This window comes from Geobacillus sp. WSUCF1, from assembly GCF_000422025.1.
GTDB classification, from domain to species: Bacteria; Bacillota; Bacilli; order Bacillales; family Anoxybacillaceae; genus Geobacillus; species Geobacillus zalihae.
Map to the genome: position 1 here is coordinate 1 of NZ_ATCO01000185.1, position 3,243 is coordinate 3,243.

General features: G+C 42.3%; 4 protein-coding genes and 3 pseudogenes. 2 read left to right on the plus strand and 5 right to left on the minus strand.

Translation table 11 applies throughout. The features are described from left to right. Together I656_RS18285 and I656_RS19990 are read left to right on the plus strand one after the other, a co-directional pair. Positions 1 to 129, plus strand: a pseudogene (locus I656_RS18285) (transposase); the annotation flags it as partial. Beyond that, positions 128 to 220, plus strand: a pseudogene (locus I656_RS19990) (IS630 family transposase); the annotation flags it as partial. The pseudogenes I656_RS18285 and I656_RS19990, both read left to right, overlap by 2 nt. Before the next feature lie 150 nt (positions 221 to 370). Here I656_RS19990 and I656_RS01715 read toward each other — a convergent pair. The 5 genes and pseudogenes from I656_RS01715 to I656_RS19470 all read right to left on the minus strand — a co-directional run. Next, positions 371 to 874, minus strand: a complete 504-nt coding sequence (locus tag I656_RS01715; RefSeq protein WP_020756559.1) for a DUF4411 family protein — start codon at positions 872 to 874, stop codon at positions 371 to 373. Beyond that, a complete protein-coding gene (locus tag I656_RS19455) occupies positions 871 to 1,089 on the minus strand; it encodes a hypothetical protein (RefSeq protein WP_020756560.1) in 219 nt (72 codons plus the stop codon). The genes I656_RS01715 and I656_RS19455 overlap by 4 nt, the downstream gene beginning before the upstream one ends. A 7-nt stretch (positions 1,090 to 1,096) precedes the next feature. Next, on the minus strand, positions 1,097 to 2,026 hold the full coding sequence (locus I656_RS01710; protein WP_020756561.1) for an ImmA/IrrE family metallo-endopeptidase: 930 nt from the start codon (positions 2,024 to 2,026) through the stop codon (positions 1,097 to 1,099). A gap of 139 nt (positions 2,027 to 2,165) precedes the next feature. Then, positions 2,166 to 3,039: pseudogene (locus I656_RS19995) on the minus strand (type III restriction endonuclease subunit R); the annotation flags it as partial. Positions 3,040 to 3,061: 22 nt separating this feature from the next. Beyond that, positions 3,062 to 3,243: hypothetical protein (locus I656_RS19470; protein ID WP_033006588.1), on the minus strand; the 182-nt coding region annotated here is incomplete at its 5' end.

Genomic DNA, 3,243 nt, shown 5'->3' on the forward strand with positions numbered 1-3,243 from the left:
GCCGAGATGGGAACCGACATGAGCGTCTTTGAAACGCCGGAACGGGCGGCTTCATGGACGGGATTGTCCCCCGGCAACCATGAAAGCGCCGGAAAGCGAAAGAGCACGCGCACGACAAAATGTTGCCCTGCGCCAACGCGTCATGGCTGTTCGCTTGGTCATGGAAGGATATCTTGGAAAAGACGTCGCTGCCATGCTCCATCTATGTCGCCAAGGTGTGTTTATTTTGTAATTTGAAAAAGGATTCTAAAATAATGTGCTAATTTACACCAATCACTCATATTCTTTTACCCAATTCTTCTTTCAATTCAATAGGCCGTTCACCGCAAATGTTAAAAGACTAGTACTCCAGAGAATGACAGACATAGGCTCAAAACTTTATACTTAACCGGCGCAACATGTCAAATGTATCGACATAGGGCACATTGAATGCATGGCAAACATTAGGAATAAAAATTCTGCTTTTAGAATTAGGATGAAATTGTTCATGTGTTACTACAATAAAATTGTATGTCTTTGCAAACGCTATTAACCAACTATCTGCTGCACTAGCAAACTCTCTTTTTGCCGCCTCAAAATATTGTTCCTGCTGAACAGCCCAAGTAATAATTTCCTGATATGTTCTAAGAACTTCAATTTTATCGGTTGACTCGAACCATCGGGCAAAATAATGGTTGGCCCACTCACTTAATTCATCATTTTTATGAAAGCTATTAATTTCCTGTTTAACACGGTCAATGCTTATGATGTTGCCGTTTTCGGCATGTTGAAGCAGGGCATCCCAAAAGGAAGGAGCGATATCAAAAGAATAATACCTTTTATAGGCTTCAATAAAAATGCTCGTATCCATTACAAATTTATGGCTAGAACTCATATATATCTCCCCGTATCGACATATTCGGCAAACTTAGCAAAAGTGTCACCAGAAAGCCCCGTCAATTGATAGGCTTCACGATAAAGGATCGTTCCTTCCTTTGCCGCGCTTATGACTGCTTCCGCAAAATGACGGCCGATACGCATCGTTTGAGTTGCGTAAAAATTGCCTCCGCTTGTTTTCGTTTGTTCCGTTTGTTGTCGAAGCCGTTTCATATAATCTTCATAAAATAAAAAAAAACTCCTCTTTTGTCACAAGGTTTAAGTCTAGAGCTCTACGTGCCGCCACAATTTCACTAACCTTAAAATAGCGAGCCGCCTGTTCAAAACGATCTTCCGATTGACCAACCTGTTTCCATATAATAATTAACTCATCTTCAGGAACAAGAAACTCAGCGGCTACTTTGTTGCATGCGTTTTCAATTTCAGCATCAGCAGGCTGAAGATTTTTCAAATCGAATGCGGCACTCTCCCCGTACCAAATATGAGCAAGTTCGTGGGCCAATGTAAACATTTGCGCGGCTTTTCCGTCTCTTCCATTTATGAATATTAAAGGGGCATAGTCATCAATAAGGACAAAACCACGAAATTCCGCAACATCCAGTTTTCGATGTGTATTATTGCCAACTACTCCATTAATGACTACAATAATGCCGATATCTTCAGTTTTTCTAATAAGATTGCGTAAAGCTTCCTGCCAAGTTGATTGTTTTGATGCCCATCCATCTTCCAAATTTAACGTCCTTCGCATATCTTGTGCAACGAGTTTTGGATCCATTAACAAGTTCGCACGCCCCACATAATTTAAAGGCGGATTGCCTAGCTGAATTAAATAATCTCGCATCCACTGTTGCCGTCTTTCCATCGTTTGAACCGTTTCCAAAAGATTTGGACTCGGGCGAACAGCTCCTTCATCTCTCACCGTGCGATAATGAGGAATTCTCAACTTCTCCTCTGGTGGATTAGGGAGAAAAAAATAACCAAGAGGTACAGCTGTCATTTTTGCAAGCTTTTCTAACTGCTTAAGCGTCGGCTGGCTCTCTTGATTGATCCATTTATCAATATTAGGAAACTGATCCTTCAGCCGATCAAAATTATCCATGCGTTTGATCACCCATTGTAGGACATTGGGTTTAACCTCAACCTTAACCATTGTATTGCCCCTCCTCTTTGACTATAGTATGCCACAAATGCTGGAAAGAAAAAAGAGAGGAGAGAGCATTCAATAAAAAAAAGCTGGCCTCAAAAGGTCATTGTACCACCTTTTGGGACAGCCTCCTGTAAATGTATCACTAACGGCTAACCGCCCGCAGCATAAACGCCTCCACATCATTCTCCGGACCGACAAATTCAATATCCGTGCCGATTGCTTCAAAGTGCTTGCGGGCAAACTCGATTTTTGCCGATTCGCCCGGACGCAAATCTCCTTCCCATTCCTGTCCTTTCGTTTCTAGGACGAAGTACAGCTTTTCTTCTCCGTCTTTCTCAATGACAAGTGCCCAGTCAGGGTTGTAGGAGCCAATTGGCGTGTCAATTTTAAACCAGCTTGGCATCTTCACATATACTTTTATTTTTCATCGTTTTCAAAGCGTTTGACAAAACGCTCTTCCACATCCGAATCATAGACGACATGGTCAAACGGCGATTTTTCGCTCGGAATCGCATTGTCGTTTAAATAGGCAAGCAATTCCTCGTTTTGGAACAATTCGACGGCATAATACGCATCGTTGCCGATTTTATAATATTTCCCCCCGTCTTTTAACAGCTGCTTCATTTCACGCTGGATGATCTTTGTCACTTCTTCGATAAATTTTTGCGGATTGTTTTTGAAATCCTCAAGCCGCTTGCAGCGGGTTAAGATGCGGACAATCGTCTTCCGCGTTAAATTCGTGCGGTTTTGTAGTTCGGTAATGACGTCTGGAAGTGTATGGTGCAAGCTGACGTAATCTTCGACACTTTCGCTTACCGTTGCGCCTGCACCCCTGTCACGCGGTCAATTTCCACTTTTCCCTTGCGGCTTAAAATGCGAATTTTCTCAATGCGCGGCATCGTTTGAATGCTTTCGACGCACTTTTGAATCAATTGTTCGCTATCAAAATCGACGGAATAGACCGTTTTATATTTGATTTTGTCCCATAACTGTCTGAATTCTTCCTGATTGAATACCCGACATATTTAACCCGTGGTGCTAGATAAACTTGATCAAGCATAAAAATAGCCCTTGCTGGCGGATCTCCAGTAGAATGAAAGTGTCACCCAACATTCGAAAGGAGAGATCCCCCACCCCATGCAAGAGCACTTTCATTTTACTACAGAAGATCAAGCCAAACTGCAAAAGCAATATTCCGCCATTTTCTGTTTTGTTTCTGC

What these genes read in the sequence shown, in the direction of transcription:
- I656_RS01715 (WP_020756559.1), bottom strand. Translation starts at nt 874, where the DNA reads ATGAGTTCTAGCCATAAATTTGTAATGGATACGAGCATTTTTATTGAA.
- I656_RS19455 (WP_020756560.1), bottom strand. Translation starts at nt 1,089, where the DNA reads ATGAAACGGCTTCGACAACAAACGGAACAAACGAAAACAAGCGGAGGC.
- I656_RS01710 (WP_020756561.1), bottom strand. Translation starts at nt 2,026, where the DNA reads ATGGTTAAGGTTGAGGTTAAACCCAATGTCCTACAATGGGTGATCAAA.